Origin of the sequence: Kitasatospora sp. NPDC091257 (genome assembly GCF_044757675.1) — a bacterium.
In the GTDB taxonomy this organism is placed as follows: Bacteria; Actinomycetota; Actinomycetes; order Streptomycetales; family Streptomycetaceae; genus Kitasatospora; species Kitasatospora lactacystinica.
In genome coordinates this window covers 1-1077 of record NZ_JBIVVI010001876.1, presented here as the reverse complement: position 1 = coordinate 1077, position 1077 = coordinate 1, and the positions used below count along the sequence as shown (strand labels likewise).

The following is a 1077-nucleotide window of genomic DNA, read 5'->3' as shown; positions in this document are numbered from 1 at the left end:
GCGTTCAGTTGGTAGGGGGCTCCCGCCACCAGGGTCGCCGCGGCCAGGGCCGCGCCGGCGGCCTCGGTCAGCGGTGTGCCGTCCCACCCGATGACCGTGATCCGGTCAGCCATCTGCGGCCGTTCTCCCTCGCCTCGGTGCGCCACTCGATCCGCCGTCGTGCGGTGCCGGTCCAGAGGCTACCGGGTGCGGTACCCCGGACCCCGACATCTCGCACACATGTCCACGCCGGGTCAGGGGCTTCGGCGCTCAGTCGCGGAGCACGTAGCGCTGGTCGCCGTGCCAGCCCCCGCGGAGCGGCTCGGGCGACTCCAGGTCCTCCGGGAGCAGGCTCCACAGAATGAGGTCGCTGCGGCTCTCTCCCCCGGTCCGGCCGCCGGGAGATGCCTCCGGCACCGCCTCGCCGGACTCTCCCCGGACTATCCAGGCGCTGCGCAGCACGCCCTCGCTGATGCCGCCGATCTTCTGGGCGACCTGCTGGGCGGCGGTGTTCCCGGCGGCGGTGCGCAGCTCCAGGCGCAGGAAGCCGCGGTCCTCGAACAGCCACTGGGCGACGCCGAGGACGGCCTCCGGGGCGTAGCCCTCGCCGCGCGCCCAGACGGCGGTGACGTAGGAGATCTCGGTGCTGCGCAGCCGCCAGTCGGTGTTGCGCAGCTCGACCAGGCCGACCAGGCGCTGGGTCAGGTTCTCGGTGACGGCGAAGACGATGCCGCGCCCGGCGGCCCGGTGGGCGGGGGCGAGGGTGCGGGCGAGCTCGGCCGCGTAGTCCTCGGTGAAGGGGTGCGGCAGGTCCGTCCAGGCGAGGACGAGGTCGTCGGCCATCATGGTGGCCAGCCCGGGGGCGTCGTCCTCCGCCAGGGGCCGAAGCAGCAGCCGTTCGGTGCTGATGGCGGTCTCGGGGAAGCTCGCTGCCATGCCGTCTCTCCTCGCCGGGTCGTGAACACAACACCGTACGCCTCCGTCGTGCCCCGGGTGCCACGCGGTGCGCTGCCCGCACGACGGTACGTCAGAACGCGGTCGGCCGGAGTGTCCCTGCCGCATACTGCCCGACCGGGCCCCCGCCGAGGTGCGGCGGGG

Annotated in this window: 1 protein-coding gene; it reads right to left on the bottom strand. The window is 74.0% G+C overall.

Features of this window, described 5'->3' with window-relative positions; translation table 11 throughout:
- Nucleotides 1-249: 249 nt before the first annotated feature.
- Nucleotides 250-915, bottom strand: a complete 666-nt coding sequence (locus tag ACIQOV_RS42620; protein ID WP_401056659.1) for a GNAT family N-acetyltransferase — start codon at nucleotides 913-915, stop codon at nucleotides 250-252.
- Nucleotides 916-1077 lie beyond the last annotated feature (162 nt).